16 protein-coding genes and 1 tRNA gene are annotated in these 21,869 nt (G+C 72.3%); all 17 read right to left on the bottom strand.

Features of this window, described 5'->3' with window-relative positions; genetic code table 11:
* Window positions 1–92 precede the first annotated feature (92 nt).
* The 17 genes from ABD347_RS25175 to ABD347_RS25095 all read right to left on the bottom strand — a co-directional run bounded on the left by ABD347_RS25175 (window position 93) and on the right by ABD347_RS25095 (window position 21,723).
* Window positions 93–1,451, bottom strand: coding sequence for a pectate lyase family protein (locus ABD347_RS25175; protein WP_344365352.1), 1,359 nt, complete (start codon window positions 1,449–1,451; stop codon window positions 93–95).
* Between the two features lie 263 nt (window positions 1,452–1,714).
* Window positions 1,715–1,802: transfer RNA gene (locus tag ABD347_RS25170), tRNA-Leu, on the bottom strand.
* A gap of 302 nt (window positions 1,803–2,104) precedes the next feature.
* Window positions 2,105–3,142 carry a sugar phosphate isomerase/epimerase family protein gene (locus ABD347_RS25165; RefSeq protein ID WP_344365350.1) on the bottom strand — a complete coding sequence of 346 codons (1,038 nt, stop codon included), beginning with the start codon at window positions 3,140–3,142 and terminating at the stop codon, window positions 2,105–2,107.
* 47 nt (window positions 3,143–3,189) lie between these two features.
* Complete coding sequence (locus ABD347_RS25160; RefSeq protein WP_344365349.1) at window positions 3,190–4,578, bottom strand: alkaline phosphatase family protein; 1,389 nt, start codon at window positions 4,576–4,578, stop codon at window positions 3,190–3,192.
* Window positions 4,575–5,744 (bottom strand): metabolite traffic protein EboE, encoded by a 1,170-nt coding sequence (gene eboE / locus ABD347_RS25155; RefSeq protein ID WP_344365347.1) that lies wholly within the window; start codon window positions 5,742–5,744, stop codon window positions 4,575–4,577. The genes ABD347_RS25160 and eboE overlap by 4 nt, the downstream gene beginning before the upstream one ends.
* A 12-nt stretch (window positions 5,745–5,756) precedes the next feature.
* Complete coding sequence (locus tag ABD347_RS25150; RefSeq protein WP_344365346.1) at window positions 5,757–6,605, bottom strand: TatD family hydrolase; 849 nt, start codon at window positions 6,603–6,605, stop codon at window positions 5,757–5,759.
* Window positions 6,605–7,225 carry an EboA domain-containing protein gene (locus tag ABD347_RS25145; RefSeq protein WP_344365344.1) on the bottom strand — a complete coding sequence of 207 codons (621 nt, stop codon included), beginning with the start codon at window positions 7,223–7,225 and terminating at the stop codon, window positions 6,605–6,607. Before ABD347_RS25145 ends, ABD347_RS25150 begins: the two co-directional genes overlap by 1 nt.
* Entirely contained in the window at window positions 7,222–8,202 is a 981-nt protein-coding gene (locus ABD347_RS25140) for a sugar phosphate isomerase/epimerase family protein (RefSeq protein WP_344365342.1), read from the bottom strand. Before ABD347_RS25140 ends, ABD347_RS25145 begins: the two co-directional genes overlap by 4 nt.
* Complete coding sequence (locus tag ABD347_RS25135; RefSeq protein ID WP_344365341.1) at window positions 8,199–9,212, bottom strand: SCO3242 family prenyltransferase; 1,014 nt, start codon at window positions 9,210–9,212, stop codon at window positions 8,199–8,201. Before ABD347_RS25135 ends, ABD347_RS25140 begins: the two co-directional genes overlap by 4 nt.
* Window positions 9,209–10,333 (bottom strand): inositol-3-phosphate synthase, encoded by a 1,125-nt coding sequence (locus ABD347_RS25130; protein ID WP_344365338.1) that lies wholly within the window; start codon window positions 10,331–10,333, stop codon window positions 9,209–9,211. Before ABD347_RS25130 ends, ABD347_RS25135 begins: the two co-directional genes overlap by 4 nt.
* An 88-nt stretch (window positions 10,334–10,421) precedes the next feature.
* Entirely contained in the window at window positions 10,422–14,117 is a 3,696-nt protein-coding gene (locus tag ABD347_RS25125) for a ThuA domain-containing protein (RefSeq protein ID WP_344365336.1), read from the bottom strand.
* A 399-nt stretch (window positions 14,118–14,516) separates the two neighbouring features.
* Window positions 14,517–15,521: a sugar phosphate isomerase/epimerase family protein gene (locus ABD347_RS25120; protein WP_344365333.1), complete on the bottom strand. Its 1,005-nt coding sequence runs from the start codon at window positions 15,519–15,521 to the stop codon at window positions 14,517–14,519.
* A gap of 10 nt (window positions 15,522–15,531) precedes the next feature.
* Window positions 15,532–16,737, bottom strand: coding sequence for a Gfo/Idh/MocA family protein (locus tag ABD347_RS25115; RefSeq protein ID WP_344365331.1), 1,206 nt, complete (start codon window positions 16,735–16,737; stop codon window positions 15,532–15,534).
* A 46-nt stretch (window positions 16,738–16,783) separates the two neighbouring features.
* Window positions 16,784–17,821, bottom strand: coding sequence for a substrate-binding domain-containing protein (locus tag ABD347_RS25110; protein WP_344365330.1), 1,038 nt, complete (start codon window positions 17,819–17,821; stop codon window positions 16,784–16,786).
* Window positions 17,822–17,871: 50 nt separating this feature from the next.
* The gene (locus ABD347_RS25105) at window positions 17,872–18,888 is read right to left on the bottom strand and encodes an ABC transporter permease (RefSeq protein ID WP_344365329.1); all 1,017 of its coding nucleotides are present in this window, start codon (window positions 18,886–18,888) and stop codon (window positions 17,872–17,874) included.
* Window positions 18,885–20,411 carry a sugar ABC transporter ATP-binding protein gene (locus tag ABD347_RS25100; protein ID WP_344365327.1) on the bottom strand — a complete coding sequence of 509 codons (1,527 nt, stop codon included), beginning with the start codon at window positions 20,409–20,411 and terminating at the stop codon, window positions 18,885–18,887. The genes ABD347_RS25105 and ABD347_RS25100 overlap by 4 nt, the downstream gene beginning before the upstream one ends.
* 130 nt (window positions 20,412–20,541) lie before the next feature.
* Window positions 20,542–21,723, bottom strand: coding sequence for an ROK family transcriptional regulator (locus tag ABD347_RS25095; RefSeq protein ID WP_344365326.1), 1,182 nt, complete (start codon window positions 21,721–21,723; stop codon window positions 20,542–20,544).
* Window positions 21,724–21,869: the final 146 nt, after the last annotated feature.

Below are 21,869 nucleotides of genomic sequence, written 5' to 3'. Positions count from 1 at the left end.
GACCGGCCCTGGAGGACGGCTCGCCGCCGGGGACGGCCCCTGGGGGTGGCTCGTCGTTCGGGCCAGCCCTTGGGAGCGGCTCGTCGCCCGGGTCAGCCCTTGGGGGTGGCGGCCGCGCCCGAGTCGGTGAGGACCCCGGCGCCCGTGGTGGCGGCCAGTTCCGCCGGCAGGTTCCTGGCGGAGGTCTGGAGTCCGGCGGTGAGGACCGGGGTCCAGTTGACCGCCGTGGAGAGCTTCTTCGAGTGCGCGGCGTTGTGGGCGGCCACGAGGTCCGTCACGGCACCGTTGACGGTGTTGCCCCCGCCCGCCACCGCGCCCGTACCGTCACCGCTGAGCAGCTGCGCCGGCCTGCGGTCGGCGGACAGCGTCCAGGCGTTGTGTTCGGCGACGATCTGAGCCTTGGCCCGGGCGTTGACGCTGTACTGGTGCGTGTAGCCGTTGAGCTTCGTGGTGTCGTAGTGGTTGTTGTAGATGTGGATCTGTCCGAGGCGGGCGAGCGGCGCGCGCTGGGCGATGCCTTTCCACACGTTGTGGTGGATGGTCACGCGGAGCTTGCCCTTGCTGTCGGAGTCGCTGCTCCCGATCAGCATCGTCTTGTCGTGGCTGGTGAACAGGTTCCGCTCGACGGTCACCAGGTCCGAGCCGTTCGTGATGTCCAGGGCCCCGTCATGGACCTGGTACTTGCGCCCGAAGTACGTCTTGCTCGCGCTGTCGTACGTCGGGGCGTCGGTGAACGTGTTGTGGTCGGCCCACACGTGCGTGGCGCCGCGCAGGGTGACCGAGTCGTAGGCGGAGTTCCACTCGCCCTTGGACCCGTCGGTCGGGTCCCACTGCGGGAAGCAGTCCTCGGTGGCGCTGAAGGTGAGGTTGCGGATGATGACGTTGTCCGCGCCCTGCACCATCACGCTCCCGCCCTTGATCCCGGCGCCGGTACCGGGCACGCCGACGAGGGTGGTGTTCGACGGGACGCGGAAGACGATGTTCTTCGCCTGCTTCGCCCGGGCGGCCTGCCGGGCGTTCTCCTGCTTGCCCGACGGCGTCTTCGACCGGCCCCATACCGAGGGGTCGTACGCCTTGAGGTAGGCGCTCAGCGAGTAGCCCGTGCCGGCCGCGTAATCGGCGCAACGGCTCCCGCCGTTGGCGTCGATCGTGCCCTTGACCCGGATGATCCGAGGAGTGGTGGAGGGACCGGAGCCGAGCGCCTTGGCCAGTTCGGCACGGTTGGAGACGGTGTACACCTGCGCGTCGGCGGCCTTGGACCCGCCGGCCGTACCCGAGCCCTGGGCCGCCCAGCCGTCGTTGGCGGGCAACGTCTGGCGCGACAGGTTGGGAGCGGCGTTGGCGTTCATGACGAACGGCACCGCGCTGAGCCCGGCGGCCCCCACGGCGGCGGAGCAGATCAGCGCCGTACGGCGGCGGCGGTGTGACCGGCGGTGAGTGGGGGATGCCACAGATGAATCCTTACGAGATCGATCGGGTGACCCCGGTTGTCGGGACCTCCGCCCCTCAGTGGCCGCGGTGATCGGAAAGGTTGCCACGGCGTACCTGTGTCGTGTCCCACAGCACAGGCGGCAGTGAGCGGTGGCGGGCAGGGCACCGTGGGGAAGCCGTGCGGCTCCGAGCCCGGCTCTGATTCCGATCCCGGCTCCGGTTTCGGTTTCGGCTCCGGAAAGCAGAAAAACCCCAGCTGGGCTGGGGTTTCTCCTGGTACTTCTGGTGTCCGAGGGGGGACTTGAACCCCCACGCCCGATAAAGGGCACTAGCACCTCAAGCTAGCGCGTCTGCCATTCCGCCACCCGGACAAGGTGTCTGTCGCTCCGCGAGGCGCTCCCCGCGGCGACATGGACAACTCTACCAGGGGTTCGAGGTGCCCTTCACCCGTATATCCCGTGGTCAGGCGGCCGGGCGGGGTGTCCGCGAGAGGCTCGGCAACTCATACGCAGCGTCTCCGCCGCCGCACTCTGCGTAGAAGGGGTGTGCGAATGTGAGCTCCGTGCCGGAGGCGCGGGCGGCCGCATGCTGTCACCGCTGCTGGAGGCCGCCCCTGGGTGCCTCGGACAGCAGCCCCCGGGGCGGTGGGTGGGGGTCCCTGACAGGCCCCGCCTCAGCAGTCCCTCTCGCGCAGTGAGTGGAGGTGGGCACTCGCCTTGCGCGCGAAGGCGAGGGACTCGACCGGGTTGTCGTGCTCGGCCTGCCAGTGGTGGTCGCGCCGGCCGCCGTGGGTGCGGCTGACCGCCGAGATGAAGCGCCGGTAGTCGATGTCTCCGTCGCCGACGTCCACCATCCGGTAACCGTCGCGGGCGGAGTCGTCACGCTCGCCGTCCTTGACGTGGAAGAGCGGGTAGCGGTCGGGCTGCTTCAGTACGTAGGCGAGGGGGTCGAAGGGCGCTGGCGTGCCGTCGGCGCGCCTGCTGAACCGGAACTGGCCGGCGTACGCCCAGTAGACGTCCATCTCCAGGTAGACGAGGTCGGGGTCGGTTTCGGCGAGGAGGACGTCGTAGAGCCGGACGTCGGGCCGGTCGGTGGCGAAGGAGAACTCCTCGGCGTGGTTGTGCTGGTAGAACTTCATGCCGCGCTTCTTCGCCTCGGCGCCGTAGTAATTGAACTCCTCGGCGCAGCGCTTCCAGCCGTCCACGGTGGCACCGTAGCGCCAGGGACCGGAGGCGGTGCCGATGTGCGCGAGGCCGAGGGCCTGGGCGTCGTCGAGGACCTGGGTGAGGTTCTGGGCGAAGGTGTAGGCCTTGGGGTCGGAGGAGTGGTAGCCGACGTGACTGCCGATGGCGCGCAGGCCGTTGTCGCGGGTGAGGCGCTTGAGCTGGGCAAGGGTGAGGGGGCCGGCGGAGCCCTGGGAGTACCCGGCGTACTCCACCTCGTCGTAGCCGAAGCGGCGCAGTTCCTCGAAGACCTTGGCGAAGCCGAGAGTGGAGACCTTGTCACGCAGGGAGTACAGCTGGATGCCGAGGCGCCCGGGGGGCAGAACGGGTCGTCCCCGGCCGCTGCCCGCCCCGGTTCCGGTGGCCGACGCGGTGGTCGCGCCGCCGAGCAGGGCGGCGGCGGTGGCACCGGCGGCGACGCCGAGCATGTTCCGTCTGCTGAGCTTGTGCGCGAGCTCGGCATCGGTGGTGCTGGTGGTGCGCGGCATGTGGATAACTCCTCGTTGTCGGTGGCGTCTGCTTCACTGAGGTCAGGTCAGTGGAGTCCGGCGAGTTGGAGCAGCAGGGACTTCACGTCGGTGGCCGCGACGCGGCCCGGCAGTGCGTGGGGGGTGGAGCACACGATGAGCGGACCTTCGTCGTCGCTCGCGGGGAGGCGGCCGTGGCTGCCGCGAATAGGTGAGGGGTCGAGGGGCACGACCGCCATGCGGTAGCGCATGCCCAGTTTCTTGCGGGCGAGCGCCGTGGCCGCCTTGACGCGCACATAGGGGTCGAGGGGGTCCATGAACAGCTCGACGGGGTCGTATCCGGGTTTGCGGTGGATCTCGACGAGCTGGGCGAAGTCGGGCGCGCGTGCGTCGTCGAGCCAGTAGTAGTACGTGAACCAGGCGTCCGGTTCGGCGAGGGCGACGAGCTCGCCCGACCGGGGGTGGTCGAGTCCATGGGCCTTCTTGCCCTCGTCGTCGAGGAGCGCCTCGATTCCGGGTACGCCGTCGAGGGCGGCGCGGGCGGCGGCCATGTTCTCGGGAACCTCGGGGTGCCGTACGTAGACGTGGGCGATCTGGTGGTCGGCGACGGCGAAAGCCCGGGAGGCCATGGGGTCCAGGTACTCCATGCCGTCCTGGGTGTGCACCTCGAGGAGTCCGGCGCGGCGCAGGGCGCGGTTGATGTCGACGTGCCGGTTCACGCGGGTGATGCCGTACTCGGAGAGCGCGACGACGGTGCGGCCCTCGGCCTCGGCGTCGTGGAGGAGGGGGGCCATGGCGGTGTCGAGTTCGGTGGCGGCCCGGTGGGAGCGCGGGTCGTCGGGACCGTAGCGCTGGAGGTCGTAGTCGAGGTGCGGGAGGTAGCTCAGGGCGAGGTCGGGAGCGCGGGTGCGGATGATGTGGCGGGTGGCGTCGATGATCCACCGGCTGGAGACGATGTCGGCGCCGGGGCCCCAGAAGTGGAAGAGGGGGAAGGTGCCGAGCCGGTCGGTGAGTTCGTCGTGCAGGGCCGGGGGCCGGGTGTAGCAGTCGGGTTCCTTGCGGCCGTCGGCGTAGTAGACGGGACGGGGGGTGACGGTGATGTCGGTGTCAGCGCCCATGGCGTACCACCAGCAGATGTTGGCGACGGTGTAGCCGGGGTGGGCTCGGCGGGCGGCGTCCCAGAGTTTGTCGCCGGAGACGAGCCCGTTGTGCTGGCGCCACAGCAGGACGTCACCGAGTTCGCGGAAGTACCAGCCGTTGCCGACGATGCCGTGTTCGGCGGGGAGGGTGCCGGTGAGGAAGGTGGACTGGGCGGCGCAGGTGACGGCGGGCAGGACCGTGCCGAGGGGGGCGTGGGAGCCGGACCGGACGAGTCTGTGGAGGTGGGGCATGTGATCGAGGAGCCGGGGGGTGAGACCGACGACGTCCAGGACCAGGAGGGGGGTGGGCCGGTTCATGGGAGTTCCTTGAGGCCGAGGTCGGTCAGGAGGTCGCGGGCGAGGGCGAGTTCGGCGGCGATGCCGTCGGCGAGCCGGCTCCTGGTGCGGGGCCGCAGGCCGGGTGGGAGGGCCTGCCAGGTGTACGTCTCGACTTCGAGGTGGCGGGTGTGCGGGGCCGGGCCGCCGACGAGCCGGTTCAGGGCGTCGCGGAGCACGGGGAGGGTGGAGGTGAGGGGCGCGGCGGGCGGGCTGTGCAGGGGCATGTGGAAATGGGCCCGCCACGGGGTGCCGTCGGGGAGCGTCTCGCCGTCGAGGGCCTCGGTGAGGTCGTCCGTGCCGCGCAGGCCGGCGGCGGTGCTCGTGCGGGTCTGGTGCAGGAAACGCGGTTCGGCGAAGGCGGCGAGGGCCGCGCGGACTTCGGGGAGGTGGGGGTGTTCGGCGTGGAGGGCGGCGGAGAGCTGGGCCTTGGGGATGGGGACGTGGGCGGCCACCAGGGCGTCGACGGCGGTGCGCGGGTCTTCGAAGGAGGTGGCGAGGTGGCAGGTGTCGACGCAGATGCCGATGCGGGGGCTGGAGACGTCGGTGAGCGAGCCGATCGCGTCGGCGGTGGTCTCGATGGTGCAGCCGGGTTCGGGTTCGAGGGCGATGCGGATGGATGTGCCGGTCAGCTCTTCGAGGGCGTCCAGGCGCTCGGCGAGCGTGGTCAGGGCGGCGCGGGACCGAGCGGCGGCGGCGGTGTCGAAGGAGGTGCGCCAGGCGAGCGGGAGGGTGGAGATCGAGCCCTCGGTCACGTCGTCGGGCAGGAGCGCGGCGAGGAGGCGGGCCAGGTCGGTGGTGTGGGCCAGGCGCTCGGGACGGGTCCAGTCCGGCTGGTAGACGCGGTACTTGACCTCGTCGGCACCGAAGCCTTCGTAGGGGAACCCGTTGAGGGTGACGACCTCCAGGCCGCGGCGGTCGAGCTCGGCGCGCAGTCCGCGCAGGGCGGCCGGGTCATTGGTCAGGGCCTGCGCGGCGGCCTTGGCGAGCCAGAGGCCGATGCCGAGGCGGTCGCGGCCGAGGCGCCTGCGGACCGGCTCGCAGTGATCGCGCAGTTGGGCGAGGACTCCGTCGAGAGTCTCGGCGGGATGGACGTTGGTGCAGTAGGCGAGGTGGACGGTGGAGCCGTCCGGATGACGGAAGCGCATCCCCGGCCCCTCTCATTCCCCGCCGCGGAGGATGGAGTTCCCCTCGTGGAGCGCGCCCGGGGAGGGAAGATCGAGGTGGAGCCGCCCGCTGAGGCCGTAGAAGGCGACGGGGTTGCGCCACAGGACCCGGTCGACGTCGTCGTCGGAGAAGCCGGCGGCGAGCATGGCGTCGCCGACCTTGCGGGTCTTGAGCGGGTCGCTCTTTCCCCAGTCGGCGGCCGAGTTCACCAGGACCCGCTCGGTGCCGTGCGACCTGAGAATGGCGACCATGCGGTCCTCGTCCATCTTGGTGTCGGGGTAGATGGAGAAACCGAGCCAGGCGCCGCTGTCGCAGGCCTCCTTCACGGTGGTCTCGTTCAGGTGGTCGAGCAGGACTCGCTCCGGGGGGAGGTGGGACTCGCGGATGACATCGACGGTGCGGCGCAGCCCGGCGAGCTTGTCGCGGTGCGGGGTGTGGACGAGGGCGGGCAGGCCATGGTCGGCGGCGAGCTGGAGCTGGGCGGCCAGGGCGGTGTCCTCGGCGGGGGTCATGGAGTCGTAGCCGATCTCGCCGACGGCGACCACGGAGTCCTTGACGAGATAGCGGGGCAGCGCGTCGAGGACGGGGGTGCAGCGGGGGTCGTTGGCCTCTTTGGGGTTGAGGGCCAGCGTGCAGTGGTGGGCGATGCCGTACTGGGCGGCGCGGAAGGGTTCCCAGCCGAGCAGCGCGTCGAAGTAGTCGAAGAAGCTGGCGGGCGAGGTGCGGGGCTGGCCGAGCCAGAAGGAGGGTTCGACGAGGGCGCGGATCCCGGCGTCGTACATCGCCTCGTAGTCGTCCGTGGTACGGGAGGTCATGTGGATGTGCGGGTCGAAGATGCGCATCAGGACTCCTCCGGGGGGACGGTCAGGGTGAGGACGCGGGGGAGGTCGGCGGGGAGGGGGCGGCCGGCGGCGGAGCGTTCGTCGGCGTAGTCGGCGAGCATCCGTGCCAGCGCGGTGTCACCCCGTGCGCGCCGGGGCAGGTCGGCGACGGCCTCGACGGGGACACCGGTGAACAGGCACTTGAGGACGGCGTGGCGCCAGGAGTGCTGGTCGAGGTGGGTGGCGGCGTAGGGGCCGACGGCGGCGGCGACCAGCCGGGTGTCGTTGGTGCGCAGGGCGTCCGCGACCAGGGGCAGGGCTTCGGGGCCCGGTACGAGGGAGAGGAGGGCGAGCAGGACGGCGCGGCGCTCGGCGGCGGTGCCGTGCTGGTAGAGGCGGGTGAGGGTGTCCGTGCCGGCGCGGGCCTGGTGGAGGAGGAGGATGCGTACGGAGTCGGCGTGCTCCGGGCCGCAGTGGCGGCCGGCGGAGGCGAACCGCAGTTCCCAGGAGGCCGACAGATAGGGGCCCGTCGGGTCGGACGGCGTGTCGGCGGCGTGCGCCGCCTCGGTGAGGGCCTCGTCCAGCCAGGTGCGGGCGGCGGCGCCGAGTCGGCCGGCCAGTTCGTCGCGGGTCGTGGTCACGGTGCCGTTGCTCCCCTCATGCCGGTCCCCTGGCGGAGGAAGTCGATGGACGCGCGGGCGAGCTCGGGGCCCGCGTGGGAGTGGCGGGGCAGTTCGACGACCGTCAGGCCCTGGTAGCCGGCGGCGGCGAGGGCCTCCAGGACGGGCGGGAAGTCGATCTCCCCCTCGCCGAAGGGCAGGTGCTCGTGGACGCCGCGTCGCATGTCCTCGATCTGGACGTGACGGAGCCAGGGAGCGGCGTCGCGGACGCAGTCGGCCGGTGTGGCCGGCTCCAGGCACTGGCAGTGGCCTATGTCGAGGGTGAGGCCGAGGATGTCGGGGCCGGGGTCGCCGAGGAGGCGGCGGAGGTGGTGGAAGTCGGCGAGGGTGGCGAGGAGGTGGCCGGGTTCGGGTTCGACGGCGAGCGGGACGCGGGCGGTGGCCGCCGCGTCCAGGACGGGTGCGAGCGATCCCGCGAGCCGCTCCCAGGCGGTGGCCGTGTCGGTGGACGGGACGTCGTGGGGGGTGATGCCGCTGAAGCAGTGCACGGCGTGCGCGCCGAGGTCCGCGGCGACCTGAACGGCGCGGAGCAGGAGCCGGACACGGGCGGCCCGGCCGTCGGGGTCGGGGTCGAGGAGGGAGGGGCCGTGCTTGCGGCGCGGGTCGAGGACGTAGCGGGCGCCGGTCTCGACGGTCACGCCCAGGCCGAGGTCGCCGAGGCGGCGGGCGACCCGGGAGGTACGGGTGGCCAGGTCCGGGGCCAGGGGGTCGAGGTGCATGTGGTCGAGGGTCAGGCCTACGCCGTCGTACCCGAGGTCGGCAAGGAGGACGAGGGCGTCCTCCAGCCGGAGGTCGGTGAGGCCGTTGGTGCCGTAACCGAAGCGGAGGGCGGTGGTGGGGGGCTCGGTCGTGGGGGGTGCGGTGATGGAGGGCGCGGTGGTGGGGGCGGGGGGCTCGGTGGTGCGGGCGGAGGGCTCGGTGGTGGGGGGCTCGCTCATGTGGGGCTCACCTTCCGGGCGAGGGCCCGGGCGAGGGGGGCGAGGCCCATGAGGGTGAGGCCGGTGCACCTGGCTCCGCCCCGGGCGGCGAGCGCGGCCTGGAGGGGGATCATGGCGCGGATGCCTCCGCCGACGGCGCGTCGGGTGAGGGGTGGTGACGGGTTGAGCGCCGCGTGCAGCAGGGGTACGGCGGCGGTGCGCAGGTAGGCCGCCGCGGTGAGGGTCGCCGTGAGGTTGTGGCCGCCACCGGTTCCGGCCGGGGCGCGGGACGCCACGGCGCCGAGCAGGGCGGTGGCCCCGAGCGCCCCGAGCGGGGCGGCCGTCGAACCGCCATGGACCTCGTGGCGGGAGACGGCGGTGACCGCGTAGGTGTGTGCGCCGAGCAGGGCGGCGGACGGCAGGGCGGCTGCCGCCGGGACACGGCGCCCGGGCTCTCGCCGGCCGGCGGCCGGCCAGCGCCGGTGCGTCCCGTGACGGGCGGCCACGGCGGACGGGCCGGAGGCGGTCGCGGGTCGCGCGGGGGCGCCGGGGGCGGTGGCCGTGGCCGTCGCGCCGAGGAGGAGGTCCAGGGCGCGGGCCGTGGCCATGGCGGCGGGAGCGGCGCGGGTGTGCTTCAGGCGGAGGTCGTAGGCCCATACCGTCGCGGCCAGCGCGGTCGCCACCGTCAGCGGGCCGCGGCCGGCGCGGGCGGCGAGTGCCAGGCCCGTGGCCGTCAGGGCGGCCGACGCGGTCAGGGCGGCGGGCGGTGTGACCCGGCCCGACGGGATGGGGCGCTCGGGGCGGTCGACGGCGTCCTCGTCGCGGTCGGCCCAGTCGTTGAGCGCCATGCCGGCCTCGTACAGGCAGAGGGAGGAGCCGATGGCCAGCGCGGTGCCCCGGTTGGGGCGCATGCCCATGGCCGACGCCCCCGCGAGGGCGTCGCCCGGTACGGAGAACAGGGCGGTGACACGGAGGAGTTCCGCCCAGGCCCGTCGGCGTGCCCGGCGCGGCCGTCCGCCGGGCCGTGTCATCGGGCGTCCCGGAGCCGGGCGGCGAAGGAGAGGAGCGCGGCGTACTGGTCGGAGAGGGCAGCCGGTCCGCCGTCGGGGTCCTTGAAGTAGAAGCCGAGTGCCGGGAGGGGCCCGGAGAGACCGGCCTCGTGGGCCCGGGCGACCAGGCGGGCGAGGTCCAGGACCAGGGGGGCGGCGAGGGCCGAGTCGCAACCCTGCCAGATGGTCTGCAGAACCATCCGCGAGCCGAGGAACCCGTCGAAGGCGATGTGGTCCCAGGCGGTCTTCCAGTCGCCGAGGGCCGGGACGTCGTCGATGTGGACCGCGCCCTGCGGGGCGTGGCCGAGTGTGTCGGTGAGGACCCGCTCCTTGCCGGCGTTCTTCGCGGCCGCCGCTGCCGGGTCGGCCAGTGCCGCCCCGTCCCCGCCGCCCAGCAGATTGGTACCGGACCACGCCCGTACGGACAGGGCGCGCTGCACGAACATCGGGGCGAGCACGGAACGGAGCAGCGTCTGGCCCGTTTTGCCGTCGCGGCCCGCGTGGGGAAGCCCTCGGGCGGCGAAGGCGTCGGTGAGGGCCGCGGTGCGCGACCCGGTGGAGGGAGTGAAGTTGACGTACGGGCAGCCGGCGCGCAGTGCGGCGGCCGCGTAGAGGGAGCTGGCCGCGGGCCGCGGGTCGTCGGGGGCCGGCGCGGGTTCCGTGGAGGCCACATTGATCACGACTGTCCGGGTGAGGTGGTGGCGGCGCGTGAAGTCGGTGATGTCGGAGGTGAAGGACGTGATGAGGTCGTCGTCGGCGCGTGTGTCCCCGGCCGACGGCCCGCCGGGGCGGATCTCGGCGTCCGCGGCGGTGAGTTCACCGCGCACGGCGTCGGCCAGGCCGTGCGGGAGGACTCCCGCCGCCGTGAGTTCCTCCGCCCGCTTGGGCAGCGGACAGGTCGCCGTGTCGTGCCCGCCGAAGACGAGCGACGAGAGGGAGGGGAGGCCGGACGCGACGAACGGCGGGGTCTCGGTGACCATGCCCGTCGGGGGGTGCAGTCCGGCGGCGACGGCCGCGCACCCCGCCACGGCGGTGGTGGCGACGGAGCCGCGCGCTCCGACGAACCAGACACCGACGTCTCCGACACGACGTTCTTCGAGCATGGCCAGCCTCCCTGGGTGTGGTGCGCTGAAGACGGCGGGCGGGGGGTACGGCGCCTCCCCGCCCGCCGCCGGCTTGTCGGGAACGGCCCTACGAGGGCAGTTCCTTGAGCTGGATGTCGCGGAAGGACACCTGGTCGTCGTCGCCGTGGTTCTGGATGCCGATGTGGCCGTCCTTCAGGCTGCGGGCCGGGGCGGTGTTGGTGAAGTCGTTGATCTTCACGCCGTTGAGGAAGACCTGGAGCCGCTCCCCCCTGACCTTGATCTCGTAGCTGTTCCACTGGCCGGGGGGCCGCAGGACCCGGTCGCGGGCCTTGGCGTCCGCCGATGCGAACCCGTAGACGGCCCCGGTCGTGCGATCGGCCGTGTCCGTCGCGTCGATCTGGATCTCGTAGCCGTTGTGCACGGCCGACCAGGGGTCGTCGGACGCCGGGAACCCGACGAAGACACCGGAGTTGTCGTCGCCCGCCATCTTCCAGTCCAGCTTCAGCGAGTACGAGGAGAGTTCCTTCGGCTGGTACCAGAGCATCCCCATGCCGCCCTCGGTGCGCAGCTCGCCGTCCACGACGGTGAACCTCCCCGGTCCGGCCTGCTTCCAGCCCTCCAGGGTGTGGCCGTTGAAGAGGGAGCGGTAGCCGGTCCGCGGTGCGCAGTCCGCCTTCACCTGTCCGGTGGCGTAGCGGAGGCCGCCGAGCAGATGCTGCCGGAAGGCGGGCTCGGCGTAGGACGCGGCCGTGTGGCCGCCTCCGGTGTAGAAGGCGCGCCCGCCCTCGTAGCTCTGGCACCAGGCGATGGGGTGGTCGCCCTTCATGGTGCCGCCCTCGTAGGTGGTCTCGTCGAGGGTGGCGAGGACGCGGGCCTGGCCGCGCGGGTTGGTGCGGAAGTCGTACCACTCGTCGGTGCGTTCCCAGCCGGCGGCGGGGAGGTGCGCGGTGGCGGGGTGCTGGTGGTCCTCGACGCGGACGGTGGCGGACTGGACGTGCGGGTGGGAGGCGAAGCGGGCGCCGACGAGTCCGCCGTAGAACTCCCAGTCGTACTCGGTGTCGGCGGCGGCGTGGACGCCGACGTACCCGCCGCCCGTGCTGACGTAGCTCTCGAACGCCTTCTGCTGTTCGGCGTTGAGGACGTCACCGGTCGTGGAGAGGAAGACCACCGCGTCGTACCGGGCCAGGTTGCTGGTGGTGAACTGCGCCGCGGTCTCCGTCGCGTCGACCGTGATGCCGCTGGAGGCCCCCAGCTCCTTCAGCGCCGCGATTCCGGCCGGGATGGAGTCGTGCCGGTAGCCGGCGGTCCTGGAGAAGACCAGCACCCGCTCGGCGGTCCGGTCCACCGGTGTGTTCGACAGGGTGAAGTCGTCGACGTCGTACAGTGCGCCCGTTCCGCCCTTGAACACCAGGAACAGTTCCGTGGTCCGTTTCGGTACGGCCCTCAGCGGGACGTCGACGTCCTGGAAGGTCTCCCAGCCGCCCGTCACCGGCACCGGGGCCGACCCGAGCAGCCTGCCGGTGGCGGATCCGGCGCGTACCTCCAGGAAGCCGCCCGCGCCGCCCGACGAGATCCGGGCGGTGAGCTTCCTCGACCCGGTGAGGTTGTAGGGCGTGAAGGAGATCCAGTCCCCGTTGTCGATGTCGCCGACGGTCTTGCCGCCGTGCGCGGTGGCCTTGTCGTACGTGCGGATGCCGGACTGCGCCGAGAAGTGTTCGGCCTGGCGGTGCCGGGGCTGGAGCTGTGCCTGGTCGTGGCTGGTCAGCGCCGCCTGGCCGCCGCCACCGCCGTCGGTGTACTCGGCGTCGAGGACTCCGAAGATGTTGGCGTTCGGGTCGTGGCCGCCGTCGGCCGATGTCCTGATGGTGCCGGTGCAGCCGTTGGCGGAGGTCACCGGGTGCCCGTGGCTGTCGTGGCCGAGGATGTACGTGACCTTGACCTTGGAGCAGTCGATGGTGCCGTCCTCGGGATCGGTGACGGTCACCTTGAAGGGGATCTCGTCGCCGAAGGTGAACAGCGCGCCTTCGGCGGGCAGGGCGAGCGTCACCTTGGGGGCGGTGTTGCCGACGACGACGCGCACACTGGCGGATCCGGTGCGGCCCGACGGGTCGCGCGCGGTGACGGTGGCGGTGTAGGTGCCGTTCTTCCGGTACGTGTACGTGGGGTTCGCGGCCGTCGACGTGCCTGTGCCGTCGCCGAAGTCCCAGCTGTGGGTGAGGGCGTCGCCGTCGGCGTCCGTGGTGCCCGCCGAGGAGAAGGCGACCCGCAGCGGCGCCTTGCCGGACGTCTTGTCCGCCGATGCCTCGGCGACCGGCGAGAAGCCTCCGGTGGCGTTCTCGATCCGGTACAGTCCGGCGTTCTCGTCGCCGCCGAACCAGGCGGTCCCGTAGTCGAGGACGTACAGCGCGCCGTCCGGGCCGAACGCCATGTCCATCACCTGTGTGCCGGTCCAGGGCACCGGGTTGATGGACCGCACGGTGCCGTCGGAGTCGTGCTCGATGCGCTTGATCCAGCGCCGGCCGAACTCACCGGCGAAGAAGTCCCCGTCGTACGCCTCCGGGAACTTCACCGGCGACGGGTTGGCGGCGTCGTACCGGTACACCGGCCCGCCCATCGGCGACTCCGACCCGGAGCCGAACTCGGGCAGCGACCCGCCGTCGTAGGGGATCCACGCGGGCTCGGCCGGCGGGAGGTCGACCAGCCCGGTGTTGTGCGGCGAGTCGTTCTTCGGCGCCGCGCAGTCGAAGGGGGCGCCGGACGTCCCGGTGGCGAAGTCGTAGTCGACGTACGGCTCGTTGTCGCCCGTGCAGAAGGGCCAGCCGAAGTTGCCCGGCCGGGCCACGCGGGCGAACTCGACCTGCCCGGCCGGTCCGCGCCCGGGGTCCGCCGCTCCCGCGTCCGGCCCGTAGTCACCGACGTACAGCACGCCCGTCTGCTTGTCGACGCTGAAGCGGAACGGGTTGCGGAAGCCCATCGCGTAGATCTCGGGCCGCGTCTTCGCCGTGCCGGGTGCGAAGAGGTTGCCGTCGGGCACCGTGTACGAGCCGTCGTCGGCGACCTTGATGCGGAGGATCTTGCCACGCAGGTCGTTGGTGTTCCCCGAGGTGCGGCGGGCGTCGTACGCGGGGTTGCGCGTCGGGCGCTCGTCGATCGGGGTGAACCCGTCGGAGGCGAACGGGTTGGAGTCGTCGCCCGTCGACAGGTACAGGTTGCCCTGCGCGTCGAAGTCGATGTCACCGCCGACGTGGCAGCAGATCCCGCGCGTCGCGGGGACGTCGAGGACCTTCTTCTCGCTGGCGTTGTCGAGGGTGCCGTCCGGTTTCAGCGTGAACCGCGAGAGACGGTTGACCCCGTCGAACCTCGCGAAGTCGGCGGCCGTGCCGTCGCCCGGCGCGTCCCCGGCGGGGGTGTCGAGCGGGGGCGCGTAGTACAGGAAGAGGGCACGGTTGTGTGCGAAGCCGGGGTCGAGGGCGATGCCCTGGAGGCCCTCCTCGTCGTGGGAGTACACCGGGACGGTGCCGATGACCTCGGTGTTGCCCGCGGCGTCGGTGCGCCGCACCTCGCCGCCGCGCGAGGTGTGCAGCACGCTGCGGTCGGGCATCACGGCCAGCGACATCGGTTCGCCGACCTCCTCGCCGCCCTTGGCGAGGGTGACCTGCTGGAACTGTTCCGCCGGCGCCGTGGGGGCGGGGGTGTCGGCCGCCACGACCGGCGGCGCTCCGAGGGCGAACGACGTCGCGGCGAGCAGGCCGCCGGTGAGGAGTGCGAGCGCGTTGCGCGCTCCTGGCCGTTGTCTGTGCACGGTGTCCTCCGGAGAAGGCCGGGGTACGGGCTGTTGCCTCGGTCGGGCGGCTCCCGGGTGGTATTTCGGTGGTGCTTCGGTGGTGCACGGGATGGTGCGTCCGGTGGAGGTTCCAGTGGTGCGTCCGGTGGTGCGTCCCGGGTGTCGCGCCGGGATGTCCGGGGACCGGCGTGCGCCGTCACGCTGGTCGTCGGCGGGGATCGGGGCGAGCCCGATGGCGGTGTCCTGTACACCTCAAGGCTGTACGGAAGGGACGTTAGCCGGGTTGCTCCGGCGCCGAAAGCCCTTGTGCGCGACGCCCGTCACCCTTCTTCCCTGCGGTGGACGAAGACGTCACCGGGCAGCCCGGGCCGCCCGGTGGCGGTACCCACCACCGGGCTGTCGACCTGGTGTTCTTCCCTAGTCGGCGCCCCCGAACGCGGCGTCGAAGGAGGCCGTGGGCGGGTCGAAGTCGTACCGCTTCAGCGTGGCAAGCGCTTCCGGGGCGCCCGTCAGCCGGTCCATCCCCGCGTCCTCCCACTCCACCGACACCGGCCCGTCGTACCCGATCGAGCGCAGCATCCGGAAGACGTCCTCCCACGGCACGTCCCCGTGCCCGGCCGACACGAAGTCCCAGCCGCGCCGCGGGTCGCCCCACGGCAGGTGGGAGCCGAGCCGGCCGTTTCGGCCGTCGAGCCGCCGCCGCGCCTCCTTGCAGTCCACGTGGTAGATCCGGTCCCGGAAGTCGTACAGGAACCCCACCGGATCGAGGTCCTGCCACACGAAGTGGCTCGGGTCGAAGTTGAGCCCGAAGGCGGGGCGCCGGTCCACCGCCTCCAGGGCCCGCCGCGTGGTCCAGTAGTCGTACGCGATCTCGCCGGGGTGCACCTCGTGGGCGAACCGCACGCCCTCCGCGTCGAACACGTCCAGGATCGGGTTCCACCGCTCGGCGAAGTCCTCGTACCCGCGCTCGATCATCCGCTCCGGCACCGGCGGGAACATCGCCACCAGGTGCCAGATGGACGACCCGGTGAATCCGATCACCGTCGTCACGCCGAAGGCGGCCGCCGCCCGCGCGGTGTCCGCGAGTTCCCGCGCGGCCCGCCGCCGCACGCCCTCGGGGTCGCCGTCGCCCCAGATCCGCCCCGGCACGATCGCCTGGTGACGCTCGTCGATGGGGTGGTCGCAGACGGCCTGGCCGACCAGGTGGTTGGAGATCGCCCAGCACTTCAGGCCGTACGTGTCGAGCAGCGCCCGCCGCCCGTCCAGGTAGGAGGGGTCGCCCAGCGCCTTGTCGACCTCGAAGTGGTCACCCCAGCAGGCGAGTTCGAGGCCGTCGTAACCGAAGTCGCGGGCGAGGCGGCAGACCTCCTCCAGCGGCAGGTCGGCCCACTGGCCGGTGAAGAGGGTGAAGGGACGTGGCACGGCGGACCTCCTACGGCGACACGGGGGTGTAGACGGCGTTCTTCTCGGCGCTCTCCTCCACGGCCGCGAGCACCCGCTGCACACGCAGCCCGTCCGCGAAGGACGGCGCCGGCTCGGTGCCCGAGGCGATGGCGTGGACCAGGTCGCGCGCCTGGTGGACGAAGGTGTGTTCGTACCCCAGGGCGTGTCCGGGCGGCCACCACGCCTCCAGGTAGGGGTGGTCCGGCTCGGTGACCAGGACGCGCCGGAAGCCGGCCGACCGCGCGGGGTCGCCCCCGTCGTAGAACGACAGCTCGTTCAGCCGTTCCAGGTCGAAGGCGAGCGACCCCCGCTCACCGTTGATCTCCAGCCGCAGCGCGTTCTTGCGGCCCGCGGCCATCCGGGACGCCTCGAACGACACGAGCGCTCCCGACGCCAGCCGGCCCGTGAACAGCGCCGCGTCGTCCACCGTCACCGTCCCGCGCTCGGCGCCCCCCGGCGCCGAGAGCCCGGCCGACGCGCCGGCGAGCAGCGGTCGTTCGCGCACGAAGGTCTCGGTGAGCGCCGACACCCCCACGATCGGCTCCCCCGCCAGGTACTGCGCCAGGTCCACGATGTGGGCGCCCAGGTCCCCCAGCGCGCCCGATCCGGCGTGCTTGCGCTCCAGCCGCCAGGTCAGCGGGAACTCCGGGTCCACCAGCCAGTCCTGCAAGTACGTGACCCGGACGTGGCGCAGCCCGCCCAGCCTCCCGTCCGCGACGAGCTCCCGCGCGTACGTCATGGCGGGCACGCGCCGGTAGTTGAAGCCGACCATGGCAGCCTGCCCGCGTGTGCGGGCCCGCCCGGCGGCCGTGACCATCGCCTCCGCCTCGGCGACGGTGTTGGCGAGGGGCTTCTCGCACAGGACGTGTTTGCCCGCCTCCAGAGCGGCGATGGCGATCTCCGCATGGCTGTCGCCCGGGGTGCAGATGTCCACCACGTCGACGTCGTCGCGCGCGACGAGGTCCCGCCAGTCGGTCTCGGCGGCCGCCCAGCCGTGTCTGTCCGCCGCCGCCCGCACGGCGGTGGCGTCGCGTCCGCAGACGGCGGCGAGCACCGGCCGCAGCGGCAGGTCGAAGACACGGCCCACGGTGCGCCAGCCCTGTGAGTGGGCGGCGCCCATGAACGCGTACCCGACCATGCCGATTCCCAGGGTCCGCCCCGGGACCCGGCCGTCGGTCTGTTCCTTCCCGGCCATACGGTTCCTCCTCGTCGATTGCTCGGTGGGGGCGGGCAGAGCCGGATCAGCTGAAGCCCGTCGGCAGGTACTCGTCGACGTTCTCCTTGGTGACGACGGCCGAGTACAGGGTGATCGACGCCGGTATCTCCAGCTCCGCCATGCCGCCGACGCCCTTCTTCTGGCCCAGCGCGCGGGCCAGGTCGATGGCGGAGGCGGCCATGGTCGGCGGATAGAGCACCGTTGCCTTGAGGACGCCGTCGTCCGCCTTGATGGCGTCCATGGCCGCCTTGGCGCCCGCCCCGCCGACCATCAGGAAGTCGTCGCGGCCCGCCTGCTGGATGGCGCGCAGCGCGCCCGCGCCCTGGTCGTCGTCGTGGTTCCAGAGGGCGTCGAACCGCTGCTGCGCCTGCAGCAGTTGGGCCATCTTTGCCTGGCCGGACTCGACGGTGAACTCGGCGGCCTGCCGCGCCACCTTCTTGATGTTGGGGTAGTTCTTCAGGGCGTCGTCGAAGCCCTGGGTGCGCTGCTTGGTCAACTCCAGGTTGTCGAGGCCGGCCAGTTCGACGACCTTGGCGTCCGGCTTGTCCTTGAGCTGTTCGCCGATGTAGCGGCCGGCGTTGAGCCCCATGCCGTAGTTGTCGCCGCCGATCCAGCAGCGGTACGCCTGCGGGGAGGCGAAGACCCGGTCGAGGTTGATCACCGGGATGCCGGCCCTCATGGCCTGGAGGCCCACCTGGGTGAGGGCCTTGCCGTCGGCCGGCAGGATCACCAGGACGTCGACCTTCTTGTTGATCAGGGTCTGGATCTGGCCGATCTGGGCGGCGGTGTCGTTGGAGCCCTCGGTGATCTCCAGGGTCACCTCGGAGTACTTCTCCGCCCGCCGCTTGGCGTTCTCGTTGATGGCGTTGAGCCACCCGTGGTCGGCCTGCGGCCCGGCGAAGCCGATGGTGACGGGCGGGCCGGGCTTGTCGTCGGCGGCGGGAGCGCCGCCGGTGTCGGGGGCGGAGTTCTTGGGTTCGTTGCTGGTGCAGGCGGTCAGCAGCGCGCCGACGGAGACGGCGGCGGTACCGAAGAGCAGTCTTCTGCGGCTGGTGCGTGGCATGGCGGTGGGACCCTTCCGGTAGGGCGGTGTCACAGGGGGGCGGCGGGGTGTCAGGCCTCGCCGGAGCCGCGTGCGGTGCGGCGCTGGACCAGGACGGCGGCGACGATGATCGCGCCCTTGGCGATCTGCTGGACGTCGCTCTGCAGGTTGTTCAGGGCGAAGATGTTGGTGATCGTGGTGAAGACCAGGACGCCGAGTACGGAGCCGACGATGGTGCCGCGTCCCCCGCTGAGGAGAGTGCCGCCGATGATCGCCGCCGCGATCGCGTCGAGTTCGTACAGGTTGCCGTTGGTGTTCTGGCCCGAGCCCGCCAGGACGATCAGCAGGAACGCCGCGATGCCGCAGCACAGACCCGACAACAGGTACAGGTAGAGGCGCTGGCGGCGTACGTCGATCCCGGCGAGCCGCGCCGCCTCCGCGTTGCCGCCGACGGCGACGGTGCGCCGGCCGAAGGTGGTGCGGTTCAGCAGCAGCCAGCCGACGACGGTGACGGCGGCGAAGACGAGGACGAGCGGCGGTACGCCGAGGACGTACGCGTCGGGCACGCCGAGGTCGAGGACGGACTGGACGGTGACGATCTGGGTCCTGCCGTCGGTGATCTGGAGGGCGAGGCCGCGCGCCGAGGCGAGCATGGCCAGCGTCGCGATGAAGGGCACCATGCCCCCGTAGGCGATGAGGACCCCGTTCACCAGGCCGCAGCCGAGCCCCACCACCACGGCGGTGAACAGGATGCCGGCGAAACCGTACTCCTGCGTGGCCACGGTGGTCGCCCACACGGAGGCGAGGGCGACGATCGCGCCGACCGACAGGTCGATGCCGCCGCTGGTGATGACGAACGTCATGCCGACGGTGACGACGCCGATGACGGACGCCTGGGTGAGCACCAGTTGGAGGTTGGAGGTGTCGAGGAACTGGTCGGGCCTGGTGACGCCACCGACCGCGATCAGTACGGCGAGGACGCCGAGGAGGGAGAGGTTACGGACATCGGCCCGCAGCCCCAGGCTCGGCCGCCCACCGGCTTTGCCGACGGGCGGTTCGGCGGTCGTGACCGGAGCGGGCTGCGTCATGACGTCGGGCTCCCTTCCATCACAAGGTCGAGTACGCGGTGTTCGTCGAGCTCCCGGGCCGGCGCCGTGTGCACGACCTCCCCCTCCCGGAGCACCAGCACCCGGTCGGCGAGGCCCAGCACCTCGGGCACCTCGCTGGAGACCAGCAGGACGGCGAGCCCCTCGTCGGCGAGGCGGCGGATCACGGCGTACAGCTCGGCGCGGGCGCCGACGTCCACGCCGCGGGTCGGCTCGTCGAGGAGGAGGACGCGGCAGCCGCGCAGCAGCCAGCGGGCGAGCACCGCCTTCTGCTGGTTGCCGCCGGACAGGGTGCGGACGCGGGCGTCGGGGTCGTCGGGGCGCAGCGACAGTTCACGGGTGGCGGCGCGGGCGGCGTCACGCTCGGCGGTGCGGTCGATCCAGCCGCCGCGCGAGAAGCGGGAGAGGGACGACACGGAGACGTTGCGCGTGACGGATTCGAGCAGCAGCAGGCCCTGCGCCTTGCGTTCCTCGGGGGCGAGCCCGAGTCCGGCGCGGACGGCGGCGCGGACGCTGCCGGGGCGCAGCGGCCGGCCGTCGACGAGGACGCGGCCGGCGCTCGGGCGCCGGGCGCCGTAGACCGTCTCCAGGATCTCGGAGCGTCCGGAGCCGACGAGCCCGGCGAGCCCGACGATCTCCCCCGGCCACAGTTCCAGGTCGACCGGTGCGAACTCCCCGTCCCGGGCCAGGCCCTCGGTCCTCAGGACGGGTGTCCGGGTGCGGGGTGGTGAGGTCGTGGGCCGCTCGGGGAAGACGTACTCGACATTCCGGCCGGTCATCATGGCGACGATGTCGCGTGTCGGTGTGCCGTCGGCGGGCAGTCCCACGGCGACGGCGCGCCCGTCCTTGAGCACGGTGACGCGGTCGCCGATGCGGCGGATCTCCTCCAGGCGGTGGGAGATGTGGACGACCGCGACCCCGCCCGCGGTGAGGTCGCCGACGATCCGGAAGAGGTTGGCGGTCTCATCGGGGTCGAGAGCGGCGGACGGCTCGTCCATGACGATGAGACGTACGTCGTGGGAGAGCGCGCGGGCCATGGAGACGATCTGCCGCTGAGCGGCGGACAGTTCGCCGACCGCTCGCGCCGGGTCGATCTCCGGGTGGCCCAGGCGGCGCAGCAGGACGGTGGTGGCGGCCCGGGCGCTCCGGCCGCGTACGACGAAACCGGCGGTGGTGGGCTCGTGGCCGAGGAAGACGTTCTCGGCCACGGAGAGGCCTTCCACCAGGTCGAGTTCCTGGTAGATGGTCGCGATGCCCAGGCGCATCGCGGCGATGGGCGACTTGAGGGCCACCCGCTCGCCGCGCCAGGTGATCGTTCCGCCGTCGGGCTGGTGGACGCCTGCGAGGACCTTGATGAGGGTGGACTTCCCGGCGCCGTTCTGGCCGAGGAGGCAGTGGACCTCGCCGGGCCGGACCTCCAGGTCGACGCCGTCGAGGGCGCGTACGCCGGGGAACGACTTGGTGATGCCGGACATGGTGAGCAGGGGTGGTTCTGGTGTTGCCATGACGGATCCCCTCGGCGGGCGGGTGCGGTGCCGGTGAGCGGGCAGGGCGAATGACCAGGTGTGCGGGTGAGCGGTGGCGGTGCGTACGTCGGTGCTGCGTACGGGGTGTCGCGTGTGCCCTGCCTGTGGGTCAGGCCGGTGAGAACAGGTGGTCGCTGATGAGCCGGGCGGCACCGGTGACTCCGGCGGCGGCGCCCAGCTCCCCCAGCACGATGGGCAGGTTGCCGGTGGCCAGGGGCAGGGAGGTGCGGTAGACCTGGGTGCGGACGGCGGCGAGCAGGTTGTGGCCGAGGCCGGTCACCCCGCCGCCGATCACCACCAGGCCGGGGTTGAAGAAGCTGACGAGCCCGGCGATGACCCGGCCGACGTGGTCACCGCCCTCGCGGATCAGGGCCAGTGAGGTGGCGTCCCCGGCGGCGGCACCGGCGGCGACGTCCACGGCGGTCAGCCTGCCGGCCGCCTCCAGCCGCCGGGCGAGCTCGTCCGACCGGCCGGCCCGCGCCGCGTCCTCGGCGTCCCGGGCGAGCGCCGCGCCGCTGAAGTGGGCTTCCAGGCAGCCCCGGTTGCCGCAGGCGCACGGGCGGCCGTCCGGGACGACCTGGATGTGCCCGATGTCGCCGGCGCTGCCCGTCGTACCGCGGTAGACCTCGCCCCCGACGACGATGCCGCAGCCGATGCCCGTGCCGATCTTGACGCAGAGGTAGTCGCGTGCGGAGCGGGCCACGCCCGCGTGCTGCTCCCCCATCGCCATCAGGTTCACGTCGTTGTCGACCATGACCGGGCAGCCCAGCTCCTGGCTGAGCGCCTCCCGGACGGGGAACCCGTCCCAGCCGGGCATGATCGGCGGGGCGACCGGTACGCCCTCGGGGAAGCGGACCGGGCCGGGTACGCCTATCCCGGCGCCGTCGAAACCCTCGGCGAGGCCTGACGCCCGGAGCTTGGCCGCCAGGGCGAGCACCTGCTCGAACACGGCGACGGGGCCTTCGCGGACGTCCATGGGGTGGTTGAGGTGGCCCAGTACCTCCAGCTCGGCGTTGGTGACGGCCACGTCGATCGAGGTGGCACCGATGTCCACGCCGAGGAAGCGGAGGCCGGGCGCGAGGCGGATGTTGTGCGACCGTCGTCCGCCGCGCGACGCGGCGAGGCCGTCCGCCACCACGAGTCCGGTCTCCAGGAGCCGGTCCACCTCGACGGCCAGCTTGGAGCGGGACAGGTCGACCTGATCGCCCAGCTGTGCCCGCGAGTTGGGCCCGCCGTCGCGCAACAGCCGCAGCAGGCGGGCCTGGTGCGCGTTGGCGGGTCGGGCCGTCATACGTCTCACGCGTCCCTCCCCACCGTCGGTGTCCGGCTTCTGTGCGCTGCTTTCGAGGGGGAACGTAGCAGCGCTTTGCCGCAGGGGGAAGAAGTTGCGCGTCAATCGGCGCCAACTTTCCCCACCGTCAGGACAAAGCCCTCTGG

This window comes from Streptomyces gobitricini, from assembly GCF_039532985.1.
GTDB classification, from domain to species: domain Bacteria; phylum Actinomycetota; class Actinomycetes; order Streptomycetales; family Streptomycetaceae; genus Streptomyces; species Streptomyces gobitricini.
Note: the sequence above shows the minus strand (reverse complement) of the source record. Positions and strands in the feature narration are given on the sequence as shown.